We start from the raw sequence: 19446 nt of genomic DNA on the forward strand, positions 1-19446 counted from the left end.
GGATACCAGCATGAAAATCACGCGCGAACACGTACTTGAGGCGTTGCGGCGCCAGGCGGAAACCGATGAATCGGGGATGTCTTCCTCAAAGGTGCTTGAGATCACCGGGGGCAGTTCTGCGACCGTGCGCCGTCACCTGGCCGCGCTGTCTGCCGATGGCGAACTGGTCCGTGACGGCCATGCGCGGGCGACACGATATCGGCTGGTCAGCCAACAGCCCTTGCTCGCGGCCGAACCCGAATCTCTTGCAGCATGGTCGCCTGCTGCACGCCAACTGCGCCGCAGGCTGGACGTTCCTCTGGCCGCACGTAACCCGGTCACCTACCAGCGCGAATTCGTGGACCGCTACGTGCCCAACACCACGTGGCTGATGCCGCAGGAACTGGCCAACGAGCTCTACCGCCTCGGGCGCATGCAGGACCAGCAGCCGGCGGGAACCTATGCCCGCAAGGTGCTGGAGCAATTGCTGATCGACCTTTCGTGGGCGTCGTCCCGTCTGGAGGGCAACCGCTACACGCTACTCGCCACAGAGGAACTCTTCAAGCGGGGAGGAGCGGGCACCGATGTGGATTCGGTGATGCTGCTCAACCACAAGGCCGCCATCGAGTTCCTGGTGGACGCCGTGCCGATGCAGGGACTCTCGACTTCGCTGGTGAGGAACCTGCACGCGGTGTTGATGCAGGACTTGCTGGCCGACAGCGAAGCGCTGGGCGCCATACGGCAGAAGGTGGTCAACATCAGCGACACCGTCTATGTGCCGACCCAGGTGCCCTCGCTTCTCGAAGAGATGCTGGAGAGCGTCGTCGAGAAAGCAAAGCTCATCAAGAACCCCATCGAGGCGGCTTTCTTCCTGTGGGTGAACCTGGCCTATTTGCAGCCATTTGAAGACGGCAACAAACGCACCAGCCGCCTGGCGGCCAACATCCCACTGATGCTCTACAACTGCGCGCCGTTGTCCTTCCTCGATGTGGATGTGCACGATTACGCGCGGGCCATGCTCGGTGTGTACGAGTTTCGCGATGTGTCGCTGGCCGCAGATCTGTTCGGCTGGGCTTACCGACGCTCGCTGAAGAAATATGCCGTGGTCAGGGAATCGTTGGGGACGCCCGACCTGACGCGGCTGCGTTACCGCGAGAGCCTCACCGATGCCATGGGCATGGTGGTCCGCGAGCGCAGGCCCGTGCAGAGCGCATTGGAAGAGCTGGCGCTCACCGACGACTCGGCACCCGGATTTCGGGCACTGCTGCTGGAGGAACTGGGCAAACTGGAGGTGTTCAACTGCGCCCGGTACCGCCTGACCCTGTCGGCCACCGAGGCCTGGATTGCCGCAGGTCGACCGCACTGAACATAAAAAAACCGCCAGCACACAAGGCACTGGCGGCTGCACGCAGAGCCTGCCAAAGCAGGCGGCGTCATAGCTGTGGATTCAGATCACTTGGAGGCGTCGAGCTTCATGTATTCACCCACCACCTTCCAGCGGTTGTCGACCAGCTGCGAGTAACGCGTGGCGTTGCTGCCCAGGCGCTTTTGCGGGCCGAAGGTCATCTCGGAGCTGCCGAAGATATCGGGCGGGATGGTCATGGTGTCCATGGCCTTGATGAAGCTCTCGGTGGTCAGGTTGTTGCCCGCTTTGCCGGCGGCGCGCAGGAAGGCATCGATCACCGTGTAACCGTACACCGAGAACACGGTGGGGTCTTCGTTGAACTTGGTCTGGTACTTGTTGGCCCAGAAGCGGATCGGTTGCGAGGCTGCGTCGGTGTAGGGGTTCTGAACCGTCATGGCGGCGTAGAAGCCGTTCATGGCCGGGCCGCCCAGCTTGTGGATGAGGTCGGTGTAGGCGGCGCTGGAACCCACGAAGGTCGGGTTGAAGCCCAGGCGCTTGGCCGTGGCGATGCCGCCGATGGTCTCGCGGATGATCGTGCCCATCACCACCAGGTCGCACTGCTCCGAAGCCAGCTTCTGCATCTGGCTGGCGAAGTCGGTGGCGCCGCGCTTGTAGGTGGTTTCCACCGCCAGCGTCATGCCGGCGGCTTTCAGGCCGTCTTCGGCGCCGCGCTTCACTTCCAGGCCGAACTCGTCGTCCTGGTACATGGCGCAGACCTTCTTGGCGTTCTTCTCTTTCGCCAGCTTGGGCACCACCAGCTTCATCTGGTCGTAGTAGGTGGCGGCGAAGCTGTACTTGAGCTTGTGGAACGGCTCGTACATTTCGCGCGCGGCCGTCACGGGGAAGAAATTGATGACGTTCTTCTGGAACTGCACCGGCATGGCGGCCATGTTCTGCGCGGTGCCGATGTGGCCCACCATCATGAAGATCTTGTCCTGGTTCACCAGCTTCTGCGCGGCCAGCACGGCATTGCGCGGGTCGTACTTGGAGTCTTCCACCAGCAGCTTGATCTTGCGGCCGTTGATGCCGCCCTGCTCGTTGACTTCGTCCACGCGCAGCATCATGCCCAGGCGCACCTGCTTGCCGAAGCCGGCAATGGGGCCAGACAGATCCTGGATCGAGCCGAGCACGATTTCGTCCTTGCTCACCCCTTGCGTCTGCGCATGGGCTGCGCCGGCCGCCAGCGCCAGCGCGGCTGCGGCGGCAGTGGTGAAAGTGAAACGGGTCTTCATGGTGTTGTCTCCTGGAGGGTGGTCGGTGAGGGGTTGGAAAGACGGATGTTTCAGCGGTACATGGCTTCGATCTGGGGCTCGTATTTCGTCTGCACCAGCTTGCGCTTGAGCTTCATGGTGGGTGTGAGTTCTTCGTCTTCCGCGCTGAGCTGGGTGTCGAGCAGGAAGAACTTCTTGATCTGTTCGACCCGGGCAAATTTCTTGTTCACGCGGTCGATCTCGGCTTGTATGAGGCCTTGCACCTCGGGCGCGCGGGTGAGGCTGGCGTAGTTGGAAAACGGCACGTCGTTGTCCTGCGCATACTTCTCCACGTTCTCCTGGTCGATCATGATGATGACGGTGAGGTAGGGCCGCTTGTCACCGATCACCACGGCGTCGGTCACGTAGGGCGAGAACTTCAGTTCGTTCTCCAGCTCGCTGGGCGTGATGTTCTTGCCGCCTGCGGTGATGATGATGTCTTTCATGCGGTCGGTGATGCGGAAAAACCCTTCCTCATCGACCACGCCCACATCGCCCGTGTGCAGCCAGCCATCGGCGTCGATGGTCTCGGCGGTTTTCTCGGGCAGATTCAGGTAGCCCGTGAACACATTGGGTCCGCGCACCAGAATCTCGCCGGTGGCCGGGTCCAGCTTCACTTCGTTGTAGCTGGCCGCGGGGCCGATGCTGCCGGGCTTGATGCGATCGGCTGGTATGCCGGTGGACGCGCCACAGGTTTCCGTCATGCCCCACACCTCGAGCATGGGCACACCCAGTGCCAGGTACCAGCGAACGAGATCGGGCGAGATGGGTGCGGCACCCGTGACGAGGAAACGCGCGCGGTGAATGCCGATCAGCTTGCGCACGTTGTCCAGCACCAGCAGCCGCGCCACCGTGAAGCGCATGCGCAGGCTGGAAGGCACGGGCTGGCCGGCCATCACGAGGTCCGCCACCTGCTGGCCCACGCCGATGGCCCAGGCGTACGCGGCCTGTTGCGCCTTGCTGGCTTCCTTTAGCGTGATCATCACGCCCGAATAAAACTTTTCCCAGACACGCGGCACGGCCGTGAACACCGTGGGCGCAATCTCGCGCACGTTCTCCGGCACGGTTTCGGGGTTCTCCACGAAGTTGAGCTTCGCGCCGGTGTAGAGCGAGAAATACTCACCGCCCATGCGTTCGGCAATGTGGCAGAGGGGCAGGAAACACATGCATTCGTCCTGCTCGCTGCGCGCAATCAGCGTGTTGTAGCCGCGCACGGTGTACACCAGCCCGTGATGGTTGTGCATGGCCCCCTTGGGCCGGCCCGTGGTGCCCGAGGTGTAGACCAATATGGCGAGGTCGTTGGGCTTCACGGCGGCCACGCGCGCTTCCACCTCGCCCGGGTGCTGCTGCAGGTGGGTTCGACCCTGCTCGCGCAGCGCGGCCAGGCTCATCACCTGCGGGTCGTTCAGCTCGCGCAGGCCTTCCATGTTGCACACGATGATCTTCTTCAGCCGCGGTAGTTGGGCCCGCACTTCCAGCGCCTTGTCCAGTTGCTCGTCGTCTTCCACAAACAGCACGGTGGTGCCCGAATCGGCGCAAAGGTATTGCACTTGCTCGGCCGCGTCGGTGGGGTAGATGCCATTGGCCACGCCGCCGGCACTCAGCACCGCCAGGTCGCACAGCACCCATTCGATCCGCGTGTTGGAGAGGATGGACGCGGTCTCACGCGCCTCGAAACCCAGCGCCATCAGGCCATGGGCAATTTCACGCACCGCCTCGCCGGTCTGGTTCCAGGTCCAGCTGCGCCAGATGCCGAAGTCCTTCTGCCGCATCCAGATGTTCGGCCCACGCTCCTTCACGCCGTTCCAGAAAAGGGCCGGAATGGTGTCGCCTTGCAGCACCACCTCGGTCTGCGGTTTGATATGCGAGAGGTCCCAGAGGTAGCTCATGATCCTTATCTCCAGTTCTTCTTTTTCTTCCAGCGCCGCTCGCCGCGCTCGCCGGTTTCCTTCATGCCCAGGTAGAACTCCTTGATGTCGTCCTTCTCGCGCAGGTGGGCGCAGGTGTCTTCCATCACGATGCGGCCGTTCTCCAGCACGTAGCCGTAGTCGGACGCGTTGAGCGCCATGTTGGCGTTCTGCTCCACCAGCAGGATCGTGGTGCCGCGTTCGCGGTTGATGCGCACCACGATCTCGAAGATTTCTTTCGTCAGCTTGGGCGAGAGGCCCAGGCTGGGCTCGTCGAGCAGGATCAGATCGGGATTCGCCATGAGTGCGCGGCTGATGGACAGCATCTGCTGCTGGCCGCCCGAGAGCAGACCGGCATCCTGCGCGGCGCGTTCGCGCAGGATGGGGAAATAGTTGAACACCGCCTCCATGTCGCGCGCCACGCCGTCGCGGTCCTTGCGGGTGTAGGCCCCCATCTGCAGGTTGTCGCGCACGCTGAGCAGCGGGAACACCTCGCGCCCCTCGGGCACATGGCTAAGGCCCTGCTGCACGATGAACGCCGGGTCCTGCGCGGTGATGTTTTCACCCTTGAATTCGATGCTGCCCTTGCGCGGATCGATGATGCCGCTGATGGTTTTGAGAATGGTGGTCTTGCCCGCGCCGTTGGAGCCCAGCACGGTGGCGATTTCGCTGCGGCGCACCTGCAGGCTCACGCCGCGAATGGCCTTGATGGGGCCGTAGGCGCTCTCCACATTCAGCAGCTTGAGCACCGGCGCGTCGGTCGTCGGAATGCTCATGCGGCCACCTTGTGGTTCTCGCGCCGCAGGCTCGACACATCGTCCACCGAGCCCAGGTAGGCCTCGATCACGCCCGGGTCGCTCTGCACCTGCGCGGGCGTGCCGGTGGCCAGCTCGGTGCCCATGCTCATGGCGAGCACGCGGTCGCTCACCTTCGAGACCAGGCTCATGTCGTGTTCCACCATCAGCACCGTGATGCCCAGCTCCTTCTGGATGTCGCTGATCCAGAACGCCATGTCTTCGGTTTCTTCCACGTTCAGGCCTGAGGAAGGTTCGTCCAGCAGCAGCAGGCGCGGCTCGGTGCACAGCGCGCGCGCCAGCTCCACCACCTTGCGCACGCCATACGGCAGGCCCGCCACCAGCGATTCGCGGTGGTGCTGCAGGTCCAGCAGGTCAATGACGTGCTCCACCTTCTCGCGCGCTTCCACTTCGGCCGCGCGCGTTTTGCTGGTGAAGAAGATTTCGCTCCACAGGCCCGTGCGGCGGTGTGTGTGGCGCCCGATCAGCAAGTTCTGAAGCACCGTGGCGTGCTCGAACAGCTCGATGTTCTGGAAGGTGCGCGCAATGCCCAGCTTGGCAATGCGGTGCGGCGCCTGGTCGGTCAGGCGCAGCGTGCCGTCGGGCCCGGCGTAGTCGATGGTGCCGGTGGTGGGCGTGTAGATGCGGCTGATGAGGTTGAACACCGTGGTCTTGCCCGCACCGTTGGGGCCGATCAGCGTGAACACTTCGCCGCGCTTCACGTCGAAGCTCACGTTGTTCACGGCCAGCACGCCGCCGAAGCGCACGCTGAGGTTTTTCGCCGAGAGAAGGATGTCGTCTTGGTTCATTTCAGGCGATCCGACTTCTGGAAGGTTTTCTGGCGCTTGAACATGCCCTTGCGGTAGAAGGGGAACAGCTGGAAGTAGGCGCGCACCTTGAGCCAGCGGCCATACAGGCCCATGGGCTCGAACAGCACGAAAGCGATCAGCACCATGCCGTACACCGCGCCTTGCAGGCCGGCCGCCTGGCCAATGGCTGCGGGCAGGAAGTCTTTGCCGAGCGAGATGAGCTGGGGCATGACGATGAGGAAGATCGCACCCAGGAAGGCGCCGTGGATCGAGCCCAGCCCGCCGATCACCACCATGAGCAGCAGGTCGATCGACTGGATGATGCTGAACTGCTCCGGCGAGAGGAACTGGATCTTGTGCGCGTACAGCGCACCGCCCACACCGGCCAGCGCGGCCGACACCGCAAAGCTCAGCGTCTTGTAGCGCGCCAAGTGAATGCCCATGCTCTGCGCGGAAATCTCCGAATCCCGAATGGCCACGAAGGCGCGGCCGGTGGACGAGCGCATGAGGTTGACCACGCCCAGCGTGGCCAGCACCGTGACCACCAGGCAGAGAAAGTAGAACTCGTTGGTGGAATCGAGCTCCCAGCCGAAGAAGCTGGGGTAGTTCACCATCAGGCCCTTGTTGCCACCGGTGAGCGATTCCCAGCGCGCAATCACTTCCTCGACGATGAAGCCGAAGGCCAGCGTGGCCATGCCGAGGTAGATGCCTTTCACGCGCAGCGCTGGCAGGCCCACCACCATGCCCACGGCCGCCGAGAGCAGGCCGGCACAGGCCAGTGCAATCGGAAACGGAATGCCGGCGTTGACCATGATGGCCTGCGTGTAGGCGCCCACGCCAAGGAAGGCCGCGTGGCCGAGCGAGAACAGCCCCGTGAAGCCCGCCAGCACCATGAGCCCGAGGCCCACGATGGAATAGATCAGCACGAAAGTGAGCTGCGCCAGCCAGTATTCCTGGATCACCCACGGCGCTGCCACCAGAAAAAGGCCCAGCAGGCTGTACCAGAACGTGTGCCCGCCGTGTTTGGCGAGCTTGATGTCCTGGTTGTAGTCGGTCTTGAAGATGAATCGCATGACGTGGTGGCCTCAGACCTTCTTGCGCAACTTCTCGCCGAACAAGCCGTTGGGCTTGAGCACGAGCATGAGCAGGACCACCACGTAGGGGGCCACGTCCTTGAAGCCTTCGGGCAGATAGAAGCCCGAGAGCGCTTCGACGATGCCGATGATCAACCCGCCCACGATGGCGCCGGGCAGGCTGCCGAAGCCGCCCACCACCGCCGCAGGGAAGGCCTTGAGGCCGATGAAGCCCATGTTGGCGTGCACAAAAGTAATGGGTGCCAGCAGCAGGCCCGCAATGGCGGCCACGCCCGCCGCCAAACCCCACACCAGGCCGTTGAGCCGCTTCACCGGAATGCCCATGTAGTAGGCCGCCAGCTGGTTCTGCGACGACGCCTGCATGGCGACGCCGAGCTTGCTGTAGCGGAACATGGCAAACAGGCCGGCGCACAGCAGCGCGGTGGAGCCGATCACCACCACCTGTTCGGCCGACACCACCAGCCCGCCCATGCGCAGCACCTCGTTGGCGTAGGGCACCGGCAGCGTGTGGGTTTCGGTGCCGATGTCCGGGATCATGGTGATGAGCCCGCGCAGCACATAGCCGACACCGATGGTGAGCATGACGATGGAAAACGCCGGCTGCCCCAGGATGGGGCGAATCACCACGCGTTCGAGCACCACGCCGAACAGGCCCATGCCGATGATGGCCGCCGGCACCGAAAGCCAGAACGGAAAGCCCAGCATGGTCATGGCCGCCAGACCGAAGAAGGCGCCGACCATCATGAGGTCGCCCTGGGCGAAGCTCACCGTTTCGGTGGCCTTGTAGATCAGCACGAAGCCCAGCGCGATGAGTCCGTAGATACATCCCTGGGCCACGCCGCTGATCAGCAGCTGCAGCAATTGCACTCGATGTCTCCTGTGTGTTCTTGGTCGCCGTGGCGGCGGGGTTTGCTGCAAACTCTGTTGCAATCTGCCCAGCAGGTGAGCGCAATTTATAGCTGTCTTGCATGAGACTGCCGCTAGGGGTTGTCCCCCATCGGGAGTCGCGGACGCGCCATCAAGATGAAGTCCACCATGAAATCCATTCGAATCGGCGCCGGCCTCGGGTTCTACGGCGACAACTGGGAGCCTGTGGCCGCGAGCATCGAGCGCGGTGGTGTGCAGTTCATTGCCAGCGACCACCTGGCCGAACTCACCCTGGCGATCCTGCAGAAAGACCGGCAGCGCGACCCGGCGCTGGGTTACGCGCGCGACGTGGTGCCCATGCTCATGAAGCTCTGGCCGCTCATGCGCGAGCGCGGCGTGCGCTTTGTGTGCAACGCCGGTGGCCTGAACCCGCACGGCGCGGCGCAGGCGGTGCTGGCGGCCTATGCCCTTAAGGGCTGGAAGGCGCGCGTGGCGGTGGTGAGTGGCGACGACGTGTTGCCTCGCCTGCAGGACGAAGCCGCGCCAGCCGGCGACTTCGCCCACCTGTTCACCGATGAACCGGTGGCGCAGGTGCGCAGCCGCCTGGTGTTCGGCAACGCCTACCTCGGTGCGCGGCCGATCGTGCAGGCGCTGGACGAGGGCGCCGACATCGTGATCACCGGCCGTGTGGCCGATGCGGCGCTGCTCCTCGGCCCGCTGGTGCACGGCCTGGGCTGGAAACTCGATGGCGCCACGCGCAGCGAAGACCTGGACCGGCTGGCGCAAGGCCTCACCGTGGGCCACTTGCTGGAATGCTCGGGCCAGGGCAGCGGCGGCAACTTCGGCAGCCAGGGCGCCTGGCAGGCCATTCCGGACCTCGCGCACATCGGCTACCCGATCGCGGAAGTGTGGGAAGACGGCAGTGCGCTCATCACCAAGGCGCCGGGCACGGGCGGGCGCGTGAACTTCGACACCGTGCGCCAGCAGCTGCTGTACGAAGTGCACAACCCGCACGCCTACTTTTCGCCGGACGTGGTGCTCGACATGGGCGGCATTCAGTTGAAGGACGAGGGTGACGATCGCGTGCGGCTCACCGGTGCGCGCGGCACCGCGCCCACCGACACGCTCAAGGTGGTGGCGGGTTTTCGCGATGGGTACAAGGCCGAGGTCACCTGGGGGTTCTCGTGGCCCGATGCCTGGGACAAGGCGCAGGCTGCGCAGAGCACCATCCGCACCCTGTTGAAAGACAAACGCATCCCACACGACGAGCTGTACGTGGAGTACCCGGGGCTGAACTCGGCGCACGGCGCGCTGGCACCGTTGCCCGCAGCCGACGCGTTGAACCAGAGCAACGAGATCTGGACACGGCTGGTGCTGCGCACACCCGACAAGGCCGCAGCTGATGGCTTTGGCCGCCTGTTTCCCTGGATGGGCCTGAGCGGGCCGGCCTACACCTGCGGTTTCACGGGCTTGCACAACACCAGCGAACTGCTGGGCATCTGGCCGACGCTGATTCCACGTGCCGATGTGGAAGCCGGCGTGAAGGTCGACGTGTTGGGAGCGGCAGCATGAGCTCCCTGCGCATTCCACTGGTGCGCATTGCCCACGCCCGCAGCGGCGACAAGGCCGACTGGGTCGACTTCGGCCTGTTCGCGTGGAACGAAGCCGGCTACCGTTTGCTCGTGCGCGAAGTTACCGCCGAGCGTGTGCAGGCCCATTTCGCGCCCTGGTTGCCCGGCGAGGTGGACGCCTGGCCGCTGCCCAACATCCTGGCGCTGAAGTTCGTGCTGCGCGGCGCGCTGCAAGGCGGTGGTGCGCGCAACCTGCGGCTGGACAACCTGGGCAAGGCGATGGCGGGCGCGCTGTTGCGAATGGAGATCGATGTGACACAGGACGAAGTGAACGAAGCCATGAACCAGCCGCGTGTGGGGGTGTGGCCATGAATGCCGTGACGACAGAGAAATTGGGCGATGTCTGGGTGGTCACCCTCAACCGCCCCGAGGTCCGCAACGCGGTCGACAGCCCGACCGCCCGAACCCTGCACGACACCTTCCTTGCCTTTGAAGACGACGCCGCCGCGAAGGTGGCGGTGTTCCACGGCGCGCACGGTCACTTCTGCGCGGGCTGGGATCTGCAGTACGGCGCGCGCCTGTCCGAGTCGGGCGACACCGGTGGGCTCGATCTCGATTTCGATGCCGACGACACCCGCCCGCTCGGCCCCATGGGGCCGTCTCGGCTGCAGCTCTCCAAACCCGTGATCGCCGCCGTCAGCGGCGCGGCCGTGGCCGGCGGCATGGAGCTTGCGCTTTGGTGCGACATGCGCGTGGTGGAAGAAGACGCGTACTTCGGCGTCTACTGCCGCCGCTTCGGCGTGCCGCTGATCGACGGCGGCACGGTGCGCCTGCCGCGCCTGATCGGCATGGGGCACGCGATGGACCTGATTCTTACCGGCCGCAAGGTGGAAGCGTCAGAGGCACTGCAGATGGGCCTGGCCAACCGCGTGGTGCCCACCGGCCAGGCGCGCGAGGCTGCCATTGCGCTCGCGCGGCAGATCGCCGCCTTTCCCCAGGCCACCATGCGCGCCGACCGCGAGAGCGCATTGCGGCAGTGGGATTTGCCGCTGGGTGAAGCGCTGCACCAGGAATGGGTGCGCGGGCGCGAGCGCATTCCCGATGCACTGGAAGGCGCACGGCGCTTTGCTGCCGGGCAGGGGCGTCACGGGAAGTTCTGAGGGCGCACGATGAAGCGCGCGTGGCTTCTTGCGGGTCTGCTTGCCGCTGTGGGCTTGGCACAGGCGCAGCCCGCACCCGGTGGGTGTGGCGAGGTGGTGCTCATCGATGCGCAACCGGGCAGCACACAGCGCTATGCCTTTCAGCCACCTTCGGGCACTGCGGCGCCTGTCACCTTTCTGCTGCTGCCGGGTGGTGACGGTTACCCGAAGCTGGACGCGCAGGGCTGCGCGCTCCGGCTCAAGGGCAACTGGCTGGTCCGCTCGATGCACCTTTTTCAGGCGGCCGGCTTCGGCACCGCGCTGGTGGACGCGCCCACGGGCTTTCACGGCGAGGACGGTCTGGGGGGTTACCGCGTCGATGCCCGCCACGCGCAAGACCTTGGCCGAGTCATTGCCGATGTGCGGGCGAAAACGCGGGGCGCGGTGTGGGTGCTGGGCACCAGCCGGGGGGCGATCTCGGCGGTGAATGCCGCCTCTCGGCTCACCGGTGAAGCCGCGCCCGATGGTGTGGTGCTGTCTTCGTCGGTGGTGTCCGGTCAGCTGGGCGCGCGCAAACCGTGGGTGGCGCACTCGGTTTTCGATCTGCCGCTGGAGAACATCCGCCAGCCCTTGCTGGTGATGGGCCACGCGGCGGATGCCTGCATCCGGTCGCCGGCTGCGCTCATGGAGCGAATCACGGCGCGCACACAGGGCGTGCGCGAGCAGGTCGTCACGGTCACGGGCGGGCCGGGTGGCGCCCACCTTTCCAGCGTTGACGCCTGCGAAGGTCGGTCCCCGCACGGTTTCATCGAACAGGAGGCCGAAACGGCGGCGGGCATCGCGCGCTTTGTGCGCGGCGGCCGCTATTAGGATCGGGTGCATGCGCGCCCTCGATTCCGAACCTGCTGATGTCCTCGTCCTGCAACACCTGAACGAGGACGGCCCCGGCTATCTGGGCGAGTGGCTCGATGCTCAGGGCATCGCGTGGCATGTGCGCTGCGCCGAGGCCGGGGAAACCTATCCGCCGAGCCTGCGCGGCTACCGGGGGCTGGCGGTGCTGGGCGGCGCGTGGGGCGCCAACGACGACCGGCCCACGCTGCGTCAGGCCGAGGCGCTGATTCGAGAGGCCGACGCGCTGGGCATTCCGGTGATCGGCCATTGCCTGGGCGGCCAGCTGCTGGCGCGGGCTCTGGGTGGGAGCGTGCGGCCGTTGCCCCGGCCCGAAGTAGGCTGGTGGCCGATCGCGCACACGGGCAGTGCGGCGGCGCTCGCGTGGTTTGGCGCCGAGACCGCGCACACGGTGTACCAATGGCACCAGGATGGATTTGTCGACCTGCCGCCGGGCGCCGAGCTGCTGGCCTCATCGCCAGCTTGCGCGCACCAGGCGTTTGCCATCGGCCCGCACCTGGGCATGCAGTTTCACATCGAGATCACGCCGCAGAAGATCGCCATCTGGCTGGACCAGCCGGGTGAGGCCTACCGGGCGAACGTGCCACGCTTCCCGGACAGCGTGCAGGACCCCGCTTCCATGAACGCCGCCACGCCGCGCCATCAGGCCGGCAGCCAGGCGCTGGCCGACCGCATCTACGCCACCTGGCGCTCCCGCTGGACCGGCTGACGGGAGATCAACCCGCCAGGCCCGGCAGGTTCAAACCGTCGCGCGGAATGGGCCGGGGTTTGCCTTCCAGGTCGATCGCCACGTAGGTCAGGCTGGCTTCGGTGACCTTCACGTACTGCCCCTGCGAGAGGAAACGCTCGGCGTACACCTCCACCTGCACCGTGATGGAGGTGCGCCCCACGCGCGTGACGTGGGCGAAGAAGCTCAGGATGTCGCCCACGCGCACTGGTTGCTTGAAGATGAACTGGTTCACCGCCACGGTGGCCATGCGCCCGCGCACGTAACGGGCCGGCAGCACGGCACCGGCCAGGTCGACCTGCGCCATGACCCAGCCCCCGAAGATGTCGCCGTTGGCGTTGCAGTCGGCTGGCATGGGAATGACCTTGAGCACCAGTTCCCGGTCTTTCGGCAGGGTGGTTTCGGGGTTCGGGCTTGATTCGAGTGACATGGGCACAATCTCTGGACGACGATCTCCATTCTCCTGCATGCGCCCCGATTCCTCCGCCCAACCCGCCATCGCCTTGCCCGCTAGCCCCGGCGCGCCCAATTCGAAGGCGGCTCCACGGTCCGACTGGGCCACCCTCAAGCGCCTGTTGCCCTACCTCTGGCAATACAAGGTGCGCGTGGTGCTGGCGCTGGCCTTCATGGTGGCGGCCAAGATGGCCAACGTGAGCGTACCGCTGCTGCTCAAGCAGCTGGTGGATGCCATGACCATCAAACCGGGCAGCGCGGAAGCGCTTCTGGTGGTGCCGCTGAGCCTGCTGCTGGCCTATGGCCTGCTGCGTTTGTCCACCAGCGTGTTCACCGAACTGCGCGAACTCGTGTTTGCCAAGGCCACCGAAGGCGCCACGCGCAGCATCGCGCTGCAGGTGTTCGGCCACCTGCATGCGCTGAGCCTGCGCTTTCACCTGGAACGCCAGACCGGTGGCATGACGCGCGACATCGAACGCGGTACGCGCGGCGTGCAGTCGCTCATTTCCTATTCGCTCTACAGCATCATCCCCACGCTGATCGAGGTGGCCATGGTGCTGACGCTGCTAGGCACGCAGTTCGACATGGGCTATGTGTGGATCACGCTGGTGGCGCTGGTGCTGTACGTCACCTTTACGGTGATCGTGACCGAGTGGCGCACGCAGTTCCGCCGGCAGATGAACGAGCTCGAATCCACCAGCCAGAGCCGCGCCATCGACTCGCTGCTGAACTACGAGACCGTGAAGTATTTCAACAACGAAACCTTTGAAGCGCGGCGCTACGACGAGGCGCTGGAAAAACTTCGCCGCGCCCGCATCAAGAGCCAGACCACGCTGTCCATGCTCAACGCGGGGCAGCAACTGGTGATCGCCGTGGCGCTGGTGCTCATGCTGTACCGCGCCACGCAGGGCGTGGTCAGTGGTGAGCTCACGCTGGGCGACCTTGTGATGGTCAACGCCTTCATGATCCAGCTCTACATTCCGCTGGGCTTCCTGGGGGTGCTCTACCGCGAGATCAAGCAAAGCCTGACCGACCTGGACAAGATGTTCGTGTTGCTGGAGAAGGAACGCGAAGTGGCCGACGAGCCGGGCGCGCAAGCACTGGCCCTGGCAGGCCCGCCGGCGGTGCGCTTCGAGAACGTGCATTTCTCCTACGAGCCGGCGCGCGAAATCCTGCACGGCATCAGCTTCGAGATTCCGCCCGGCAAAACGGTGGCCGTGGTGGGGCCATCGGGCTCCGGCAAGAGCACGCTGGCAAGGCTTTTGTACCGCTTCTACGACGTGAGCAATGCGGACGAGGGCGGCCGCATCACGCTGGATGGCCAGGACATCAAGGCGGTCACGCAATCGAGCCTTCGCCAGGCCATCGGTATCGTGCCGCAGGACACCGTGCTGTTCAACGACACCATCGAATACAACATCCTCTACGGCCGCCCGGACGCCGGGCACGAGGCGGCGGTGCAGGCGGCGCAGGCCGCGCACATTCACAGCTTCATCGAACGCCTGCCGCTGGGCTACCGCACCATGGTGGGCGAACGCGGTCTGAAGCTCTCGGGCGGTGAAAAGCAGCGCGTGGCGATTGCGCGCACGCTGCTCAAGAACCCACCCATCGTCATCTTCGATGAAGCCACCTCGGCGCTCGATTCGGCCAACGAACGCGCCATTCAGGCCGAACTGAAGACCGCAGCGCGCAACAAGACCACGCTGGTGATCGCGCACCGCCTGTCCACCGTGGTGGACGCGCACGAAATCCTGGTGCTGGTGAACGGCGAGATCGTGGAGCGCGGAGCGCATGCAGATCTGGTGGCTCGTGATGGCGTGTATGCGGGGATGTGGGCGCTGCAGCAGAGCGGGGCTGATTGAACGGAGGGCTGGTGTAACTCCCACCCGTTCGCCCCCCAGCGCCGCTCCATAATCGCGCCCCATGGAAACCAAATGGCTTGAAGACTTCGTGAGTCTTGCGGAAACCCGAAGCTTTAGCCGATCGGCGCAGCTGCGCCACGTCACCCAGCCGGCCTTCTCCCGCCGAATTCAGTCGCTCGAAGCCTGGGCCGGCACCGATCTGGTGGACCGGTCTTCCTACCCCACACGCCTCACGCCGGCCGGCCAGACGCTGTACGACCAGGCGCTGGAGATGCTGCAGGCGCTGCAAAGCACACGCGCCATGCTCCGCGCGCACACCGCCGCAGCGCAGGACGTGATCGAGTTTGCCGTGCCGCACACGCTGGCGTTCACTTTCTTTCCGTCCTGGCTCTCGGGCTTGCGCGAAACCTGCGGTCCGATCAAGAGCCGGCTCATCGCCCTCAACGTGCATGACGCGGTGATGCGGCTGGTGGAGGGCAGTTGCGATCTGCTCATCGCCTACGACCATGCCGCGCAGCCCATTCAGCTCGACGCCGCCCGTTACGAAATGCTGCCCTTGGGCAAGGAACTGCTCGCGCCCTATGTGAAACCCACGCCCAAGGGCGCGCCCATGTACGCGCTGCCGGGCACCGCGGGCCACCCGCAGCCTTACCTGGCCTATGCCCCGGGCGCTTACCTCGGCCGCGCGGTCGACCAGATGCTCAAGCAGAGCAGCACGCCCATGCACCTGGACCGCCTGTACGAAACCGACATGGCCGAAGGCCTGAAGGCGATGGCGCTCGAGGGCCACGGCATCGCCTTTTTGCCCGCCAGCGCGGTGCGCAACGAAGTGGCCGCGCGCAAGCTGGTTTCGGCGGGCGACGGGCTGGAGACGTCGCTGGACATCCGCATCTACCGCGCGCGGCCGCTGGACGCGCAAAAAGGCAAGCGGGCGGTGCAGGTGTTCTGGGACCGGCTTGGCGAGAGCCTGGGCACGCCGGCGGTTTGAGACAATCGGGGCATGAACGCCCCTCGAACCCCGCTCGATAGCCTCACCCTCACGCGCCCCGACGACTGGCACCTGCATGTGCGCGACGGCGATGCGCTCGCCACCGTGGTGCCGCACACCGCCGCGCAATTCGGCCGCGCGATCATCATGCCCAACCTCAAGCCGCCGGTGACCACGGCGGCGCAGGCCATCGCTTACCGCGACCGAATCCGTGCCGCCGTGCCGGCCGGCTTGAGTTTCGAGCCGCTGATGACGCTCTACCTCACCGACAACCTGCCGCCCGACGAGATCGCGCGGGCGAAGGACGCGGGCGTGGTGGCCCTGAAGCTTTACCCGGCAGGCGCCACCACCAACAGCGATGCCGGCGTGACAGACATCCGCAAGACGTACAAGACGCTGGAAGCCATGCAGCGCGCCGGCCTGCTGCTGCTGGTGCACGGGGAAGTCACTTCGCCCGACATCGACCTGTTCGACCGCGAGGCCGTGTTCATCGAAGAACAGCTCATTCCGCTGCGGCTCGATTTTCCGGAGTTGAAGATCGTGATAGAGCACATCACCACGAAGGAGGCCGCGCAGTACGTGAGCGAAGCGGGTCGATTCACCGCCGCCACGCTCACCGCGCACCACCTGCTGTTCAACCGCAACGCCATCTTCACCGGCGGTATCCGTCCGCACTACTACTGCCTGCCCGTGCTCAAGCGCGAGACGCACCGCCAGGCCCTGCTGGCTGCGGCCACCAGCGGCAGCGACCGCTTCTTCCTGGGCACCGACAGCGCGCCGCACCCGGCGCACCTGAAGGAGCACGCCATGGGCTGCGCTGGCTGCTACACCGCGCACGCCGCCATCGAGATGTACGCCGAGGCCTTCGATTCGGTCAACGCGCTTCACCAGCTCGAAGGCTTCGCCAGCGTCCACGGCCCGGCCTTCTACGGCCTGCCGCGCAACACCGGCACCATCACCCTCCAGCGCGAAAGCTGGACCACACCCGAGAGCTTCCGCTTCGGCCAGGCGGATCTGAAACCGCTGCGCGGCGGCGAGGCGCTGCCGTGGAGGCTGGTGGCCTGACGCCCCGGATCGACTGGAACGCGCCGTGGCTCGCGCCGCTGGCGCACCACGGCAAGGCGGTGTCGCTCGCCATCGACCGGGGCCAACCGCTGCCACACGCGCTCGGCGCCCAACCCGCTTGCCCGGTGCGTTTCGTCCCGCAAGAAGCACTGCCGCCCGGCGTGGCCTACGAGCAGTTCATTTTCGACACTGCTCAGGTGCCCACCCGCGAGAACCTGCACGACTTTCTCAACGGCCTGTGCTGGCTGCGCTTCCCGCTCGCCAAACAGCGCTTGAATCGCCTGCAGGCGGCGGAGATCGGGGCGGTGGGCGTGGGCGCCGTGCGCGGAGCGGTGCGCGACGCCCTCACGCTTTTCGACGAAAACGCCGCGCTGCTGCAAGCGCCCGATGCGATCTGGCAAGCGCTGCTGGCGCGCGACTGGCGGGCGCTGTTCGTCACGCACCGCGCGCTGTGGGCAGAGGCCCGGCTGGTGCTCTTCGGCCATGCGCTGATGGACAAACTGGTGGCGCCGTACAAGTCCATCACCGCGCACGTGTTCCGCGAGCCGGTTCCTCTCTTGCTGGGCGATGAACTGGCCAGGTGGGACGCCTGGCTGGCCGACCGGCTGGATGCGCCGACCCTGGCGTGCAAGCCGTTCACGCCGCTGCCGGTGCTGGGAGTGCCCGGTTGGTGGCCTGCGAATGAAGCCCCCGGTTTCTATGACGATCCGTCCGTGTTCCGGCCGCCGCGCGCTTGATTTCCGGGCCCGTGGCCCCATACTGGTTTCTCGGTATCATGCGCCGTCCCGAAGGGGGCTGCACCTGGTGCCGACACCCCCGAAGCATCGGGAACCTGGATGATCCGGAAGGATCAGAAGCGCAGCCGGCGACCCACCGCCGCTGCAACAACGGAGAAAACATGAAGCGCATCCTGCTGTTTGTTCTGACCAACTTCGCCGTCATGGCGGTGCTGTTGATCACCACCCGCATCCTGGGCGTGGACCGGTTTCTCACAGCCAACGGGCTGAACATGACGGCGCTGGCCGGGTTCTCGCTCGTCATCGGTTTTGGTGGCGCCATCATCTCGCTGCTGATCAGCAAGCCCATGGCCAAGTTCAGCACCGGCGCGCGCGTGATCAACCAGCCGCAAACGGCCGACGAGGCCTGGATCGTGGAAACCGTGCGCCGCTTTGCCGACAAGGCCGGCATCGGCATGCCCGAGGTCGCCATCTTTGAAGGCGCGCCCAACGCGTTCGCCACGGGTGCGTTCAAGAACTCGGCGCTGGTGGCGGTGTCCACCGGTCTGCTGCAGAACATGACGAAAGAGGAAGTCGAGGCCGTGATTGGCCACGAAGTGGCGCACGTGGCCAATGGCGACATGGTCACCATGACGCTGATCCAGGGCGTGATGAACACCTTTGTGGTGTTCCTCAGCCGCCTCATCGGCTACGCGGTCGACGCCTTCCTGCGCCGTGGCAGCGACAGCAACTCCGGTCCAGGCATCGGCTACATGATCACCACCATCGTGATGGACATCGTGCTCGGTTTCCTCGCGGCCATCATAGTGGCCTGGTTCAGCCGCCAGCGCGAGTTCCGCGCCGACGCGGGCGCCGCCGGCCTGATGGGCCGCAAGCAACCCATGATCAACGCGCTGGCCCGCCTGGGTGGCCTCACCCCCGGTGAGCTGCCGAAGACCATGCAGGCGCTGGGCATCACGGGTGGCCTGGGCAAGCTGTTCTCGACGCACCCGCCGATCGAGGAACGGATCGCGGCACTGCAAAAGAGCTGAACACCGTCGGCGGAACAAAGAAAAAGCGACCCTCGGGTCGCTTTTTTTCTTGGGGATTTCGCCTCTCAGCGTTGCCGGTCCCAGCGGTTGTCGTTGTTGTTGCCGCGGTGGTTGTCCCAGCGGTTGTTGTCGCGGTGGTCGTGGCGGTCATGGCGCCGGCCATCGTCGCGGCGCGGGTCGTAATAGCCCGGGCCCCAACGGTAACCATGGATCGGCACCACGGCTTGTCCGCCGTAGGGGTAGTACTGCGTGCCGATGGTGATGCGGGTGGTGGGCTCCACGTATTGCACCTGCGGGCGATAAGCCGGGTAGGTCACGACCGGTGGCGGGGGTGGCATGGCGTCTGCCGGCGTCACGTTCAGGCGCACAAAGCGGCCAGGGTCCTGCGGCATCTGCACGCGGTACTGGCGGCCAGCGTATTCGTAGACCACGTCGTAGGAAACCGGGCGGTTTTCGTAGTAGGTCTGCGTGCTGCACTGGCGGTAGGTTTCGGTCTGGGGCTGACCGGGGCCTTCGACGCGGTTGCCGACGATGGCGCCACCGATCAGGCCGATCACCGTGGCGGCGGCTCGGCCGCTGCCGTTGCCGATGGCATTGCCCATGGCGCCGCCGGCGATGCCGCCGATGAGCGCGCCGGCGCCAGACTTCTGGCCCTGGTAGGTCACGCTTTCATCGCTGCAGACCTCACGTGGCACGGCCACTTGCTGGATCACCGGCGTGCTGCTGATGACGCGGCCTTGTTCTTCCTGAGCCTGTGCGAGGCCACTGCCGGCCAAGGCAAGCAGGCCGGTCATCACGGGAATCAGAGCGGGGGTTTTCATGGGGGAACTCCTGATGGGGGTAGTCTGAACTCTGCGCC

At 65.5% G+C, this 19446-nt stretch carries 19 protein-coding genes; 11 read left to right on the plus strand and 8 right to left on the minus strand.

Going from position 1 to position 19446, the window contains the following annotated elements; all coding sequences use genetic code 11:
- Positions 1 to 10 precede the first annotated feature (10 nt).
- Positions 11 to 1345, plus strand: coding sequence for a Fic family protein (locus CAP37_RS15970; RefSeq protein WP_086125221.1), 1335 nt, complete (start codon positions 11 to 13; stop codon positions 1343 to 1345).
- Positions 1346 to 1431: 86 nt separating this feature from the next.
- Here CAP37_RS15970 and CAP37_RS15975 read toward each other — a convergent pair whose 3' ends face one another.
- Genes CAP37_RS15975 through CAP37_RS16000 form a run of 6 tightly spaced genes read right to left on the minus strand, consistent with a single transcriptional unit; the run spans position 1432 to position 8105 of the window.
- Positions 1432 to 2616, minus strand: coding sequence for an ABC transporter substrate-binding protein (locus CAP37_RS15975; protein WP_086125222.1), 1185 nt, complete (start codon positions 2614 to 2616; stop codon positions 1432 to 1434).
- A 50-nt stretch (positions 2617 to 2666) separates the two neighbouring features.
- Positions 2667 to 4523 carry a long-chain fatty acid--CoA ligase gene (locus CAP37_RS15980; RefSeq protein ID WP_086125223.1) on the minus strand — a complete coding sequence of 619 codons (1857 nt, stop codon included), beginning with the start codon at positions 4521 to 4523 and terminating at the stop codon, positions 2667 to 2669.
- 5 nt (positions 4524 to 4528) lie between these two features.
- Positions 4529 to 5317 carry an ABC transporter ATP-binding protein gene (locus tag CAP37_RS15985; protein ID WP_086125224.1) on the minus strand — a complete coding sequence of 263 codons (789 nt, stop codon included), beginning with the start codon at positions 5315 to 5317 and terminating at the stop codon, positions 4529 to 4531.
- Positions 5314 to 6144 carry an ABC transporter ATP-binding protein gene (locus CAP37_RS15990; RefSeq protein ID WP_086125225.1) on the minus strand — a complete coding sequence of 277 codons (831 nt, stop codon included), beginning with the start codon at positions 6142 to 6144 and terminating at the stop codon, positions 5314 to 5316. The genes CAP37_RS15985 and CAP37_RS15990 overlap by 4 nt, the downstream gene beginning before the upstream one ends.
- Positions 6141 to 7217 (minus strand): branched-chain amino acid ABC transporter permease, encoded by a 1077-nt coding sequence (locus CAP37_RS15995; RefSeq protein ID WP_086125226.1) that lies wholly within the window; start codon positions 7215 to 7217, stop codon positions 6141 to 6143. The genes CAP37_RS15990 and CAP37_RS15995 overlap by 4 nt, the downstream gene beginning before the upstream one ends.
- Before the next feature lie 12 nt (positions 7218 to 7229).
- The gene (locus tag CAP37_RS16000; RefSeq protein ID WP_086125227.1) at positions 7230 to 8105 is read right to left on the minus strand and encodes a branched-chain amino acid ABC transporter permease; all 876 of its coding nucleotides are present in this window, start codon (positions 8103 to 8105) and stop codon (positions 7230 to 7232) included.
- 168 nt (positions 8106 to 8273) lie between these two features.
- On the opposite strand from CAP37_RS16000, the gene CAP37_RS16005 reads away from it, so the two are divergent.
- The 5 genes from CAP37_RS16005 to CAP37_RS16020 are packed head-to-tail and all read left to right on the plus strand — an operon-like array spanning position 8274 to position 12433.
- On the plus strand, positions 8274 to 9677 hold the full coding sequence (locus CAP37_RS16005) for an acyclic terpene utilization AtuA family protein (protein ID WP_086125564.1): 1404 nt from the start codon (positions 8274 to 8276) through the stop codon (positions 9675 to 9677).
- On the plus strand, positions 9674 to 10048 hold the full coding sequence (locus CAP37_RS16010; protein WP_086125228.1) for a hypothetical protein: 375 nt from the start codon (positions 9674 to 9676) through the stop codon (positions 10046 to 10048). Before CAP37_RS16005 ends, CAP37_RS16010 begins: the two co-directional genes overlap by 4 nt.
- Positions 10045 to 10836, plus strand: a complete 792-nt coding sequence (locus CAP37_RS16015; protein ID WP_086125229.1) for a crotonase/enoyl-CoA hydratase family protein — start codon at positions 10045 to 10047, stop codon at positions 10834 to 10836. Before CAP37_RS16010 ends, CAP37_RS16015 begins: the two co-directional genes overlap by 4 nt.
- Positions 10837 to 10845: 9 nt before the next feature.
- Positions 10846 to 11685, plus strand: coding sequence for a hypothetical protein (locus CAP37_RS21745; protein ID WP_179190253.1), 840 nt, complete (start codon positions 10846 to 10848; stop codon positions 11683 to 11685).
- A 10-nt stretch (positions 11686 to 11695) separates the two neighbouring features.
- Complete coding sequence (locus tag CAP37_RS16020; RefSeq protein WP_179190254.1) at positions 11696 to 12433, plus strand: type 1 glutamine amidotransferase; 738 nt, start codon at positions 11696 to 11698, stop codon at positions 12431 to 12433.
- 7 nt (positions 12434 to 12440) lie between these two features.
- Here CAP37_RS16020 and CAP37_RS16025 read toward each other — a convergent pair whose 3' ends face one another.
- Positions 12441 to 12881, minus strand: coding sequence for an acyl-CoA thioesterase (locus CAP37_RS16025; protein ID WP_086125231.1), 441 nt, complete (start codon positions 12879 to 12881; stop codon positions 12441 to 12443).
- Positions 12882 to 12918: 37 nt separating this feature from the next.
- Here CAP37_RS16025 and CAP37_RS16030 point away from each other — a divergent pair, with 37 nt between their 5' ends.
- The 5 genes from CAP37_RS16030 to htpX all read left to right on the plus strand — a co-directional run bounded on the left by CAP37_RS16030 (position 12919) and on the right by htpX (position 18587).
- Positions 12919 to 14766: an ABC transporter ATP-binding protein/permease gene (locus CAP37_RS16030; RefSeq protein ID WP_086125232.1), complete on the plus strand. Its 1848-nt coding sequence runs from the start codon at positions 12919 to 12921 to the stop codon at positions 14764 to 14766.
- 61 nt (positions 14767 to 14827) lie between these two features.
- Positions 14828 to 15754, plus strand: coding sequence for a LysR substrate-binding domain-containing protein (locus CAP37_RS16035; protein WP_086125233.1), 927 nt, complete (start codon positions 14828 to 14830; stop codon positions 15752 to 15754).
- A gap of 12 nt (positions 15755 to 15766) precedes the next feature.
- Complete coding sequence (gene pyrC, locus CAP37_RS16040) at positions 15767 to 16819, plus strand: dihydroorotase (protein WP_086125234.1); 1053 nt, start codon at positions 15767 to 15769, stop codon at positions 16817 to 16819.
- Entirely contained in the window at positions 16801 to 17556 is a 756-nt protein-coding gene (locus CAP37_RS16045) for a DUF3025 domain-containing protein (protein ID WP_256927025.1), read from the plus strand. Before pyrC ends, CAP37_RS16045 begins: the two co-directional genes overlap by 19 nt.
- A gap of 161 nt (positions 17557 to 17717) precedes the next feature.
- Positions 17718 to 18587 (plus strand): protease HtpX, encoded by an 870-nt coding sequence (gene htpX, locus CAP37_RS16050; RefSeq protein WP_086125235.1) that lies wholly within the window; start codon positions 17718 to 17720, stop codon positions 18585 to 18587.
- Positions 18588 to 18652: 65 nt separating this feature from the next.
- Here the strand turns inward: htpX and CAP37_RS16055 are convergent, their stop codons facing one another.
- Positions 18653 to 19408 carry a glycine zipper 2TM domain-containing protein gene (locus CAP37_RS16055; protein WP_373271095.1) on the minus strand — a complete coding sequence of 252 codons (756 nt, stop codon included), beginning with the start codon at positions 19406 to 19408 and terminating at the stop codon, positions 18653 to 18655.
- Positions 19409 to 19446: the final 38 nt, after the last annotated feature.

This window comes from Hydrogenophaga sp. IBVHS1, from assembly GCF_002127265.1.
In the GTDB taxonomy this organism is placed as follows: domain Bacteria; phylum Pseudomonadota; class Gammaproteobacteria; order Burkholderiales; family Burkholderiaceae_C; genus Hydrogenophaga.

What these genes read in the sequence shown, in the direction of transcription:
- CAP37_RS16030 (WP_086125232.1), top strand. Translation starts at nt 12,919, where the DNA reads ATGCGCCCCGATTCCTCCGCCCAACCCGCCATCGCCTTGCCCGCTAGC.
- CAP37_RS16035 (WP_086125233.1), top strand. Translation starts at nt 14,828, where the DNA reads ATGGAAACCAAATGGCTTGAAGACTTCGTGAGTCTTGCGGAAACCCGA.
- CAP37_RS16015 (WP_086125229.1), top strand. Translation starts at nt 10,045, where the DNA reads ATGAATGCCGTGACGACAGAGAAATTGGGCGATGTCTGGGTGGTCACC.
- CAP37_RS21745 (WP_179190253.1), top strand. Translation starts at nt 10,846, where the DNA reads ATGAAGCGCGCGTGGCTTCTTGCGGGTCTGCTTGCCGCTGTGGGCTTG.
- CAP37_RS15970 (WP_086125221.1), top strand. Translation starts at nt 11, where the DNA reads ATGAAAATCACGCGCGAACACGTACTTGAGGCGTTGCGGCGCCAGGCG.
- CAP37_RS15985 (WP_086125224.1), bottom strand. Translation starts at nt 5,317, where the DNA reads ATGAGCATTCCGACGACCGACGCGCCGGTGCTCAAGCTGCTGAATGTG.
- CAP37_RS16025 (WP_086125231.1), bottom strand. Translation starts at nt 12,881, where the DNA reads ATGTCACTCGAATCAAGCCCGAACCCCGAAACCACCCTGCCGAAAGAC.
- CAP37_RS15975 (WP_086125222.1), bottom strand. Translation starts at nt 2,616, where the DNA reads ATGAAGACCCGTTTCACTTTCACCACTGCCGCCGCAGCCGCGCTGGCG.
- CAP37_RS15990 (WP_086125225.1), bottom strand. Translation starts at nt 6,144, where the DNA reads ATGAACCAAGACGACATCCTTCTCTCGGCGAAAAACCTCAGCGTGCGC.
- CAP37_RS16020 (WP_179190254.1), top strand. Translation starts at nt 11,696, where the DNA reads ATGCGCGCCCTCGATTCCGAACCTGCTGATGTCCTCGTCCTGCAACAC.
- CAP37_RS16010 (WP_086125228.1), top strand. Translation starts at nt 9,674, where the DNA reads ATGAGCTCCCTGCGCATTCCACTGGTGCGCATTGCCCACGCCCGCAGC.
- htpX (WP_086125235.1), top strand. Translation starts at nt 17,718, where the DNA reads ATGAAGCGCATCCTGCTGTTTGTTCTGACCAACTTCGCCGTCATGGCG.
- CAP37_RS16005 (WP_086125564.1), top strand. Translation starts at nt 8,274, where the DNA reads ATGAAATCCATTCGAATCGGCGCCGGCCTCGGGTTCTACGGCGACAAC.
- pyrC (WP_086125234.1), top strand. Translation starts at nt 15,767, where the DNA reads ATGAACGCCCCTCGAACCCCGCTCGATAGCCTCACCCTCACGCGCCCC.
- CAP37_RS16055 (WP_373271095.1), bottom strand. Translation starts at nt 19,408, where the DNA reads ATGAAAACCCCCGCTCTGATTCCCGTGATGACCGGCCTGCTTGCCTTG.
- CAP37_RS15995 (WP_086125226.1), bottom strand. Translation starts at nt 7,217, where the DNA reads ATGCGATTCATCTTCAAGACCGACTACAACCAGGACATCAAGCTCGCC.
- CAP37_RS15980 (WP_086125223.1), bottom strand. Translation starts at nt 4,523, where the DNA reads ATGAGCTACCTCTGGGACCTCTCGCATATCAAACCGCAGACCGAGGTG.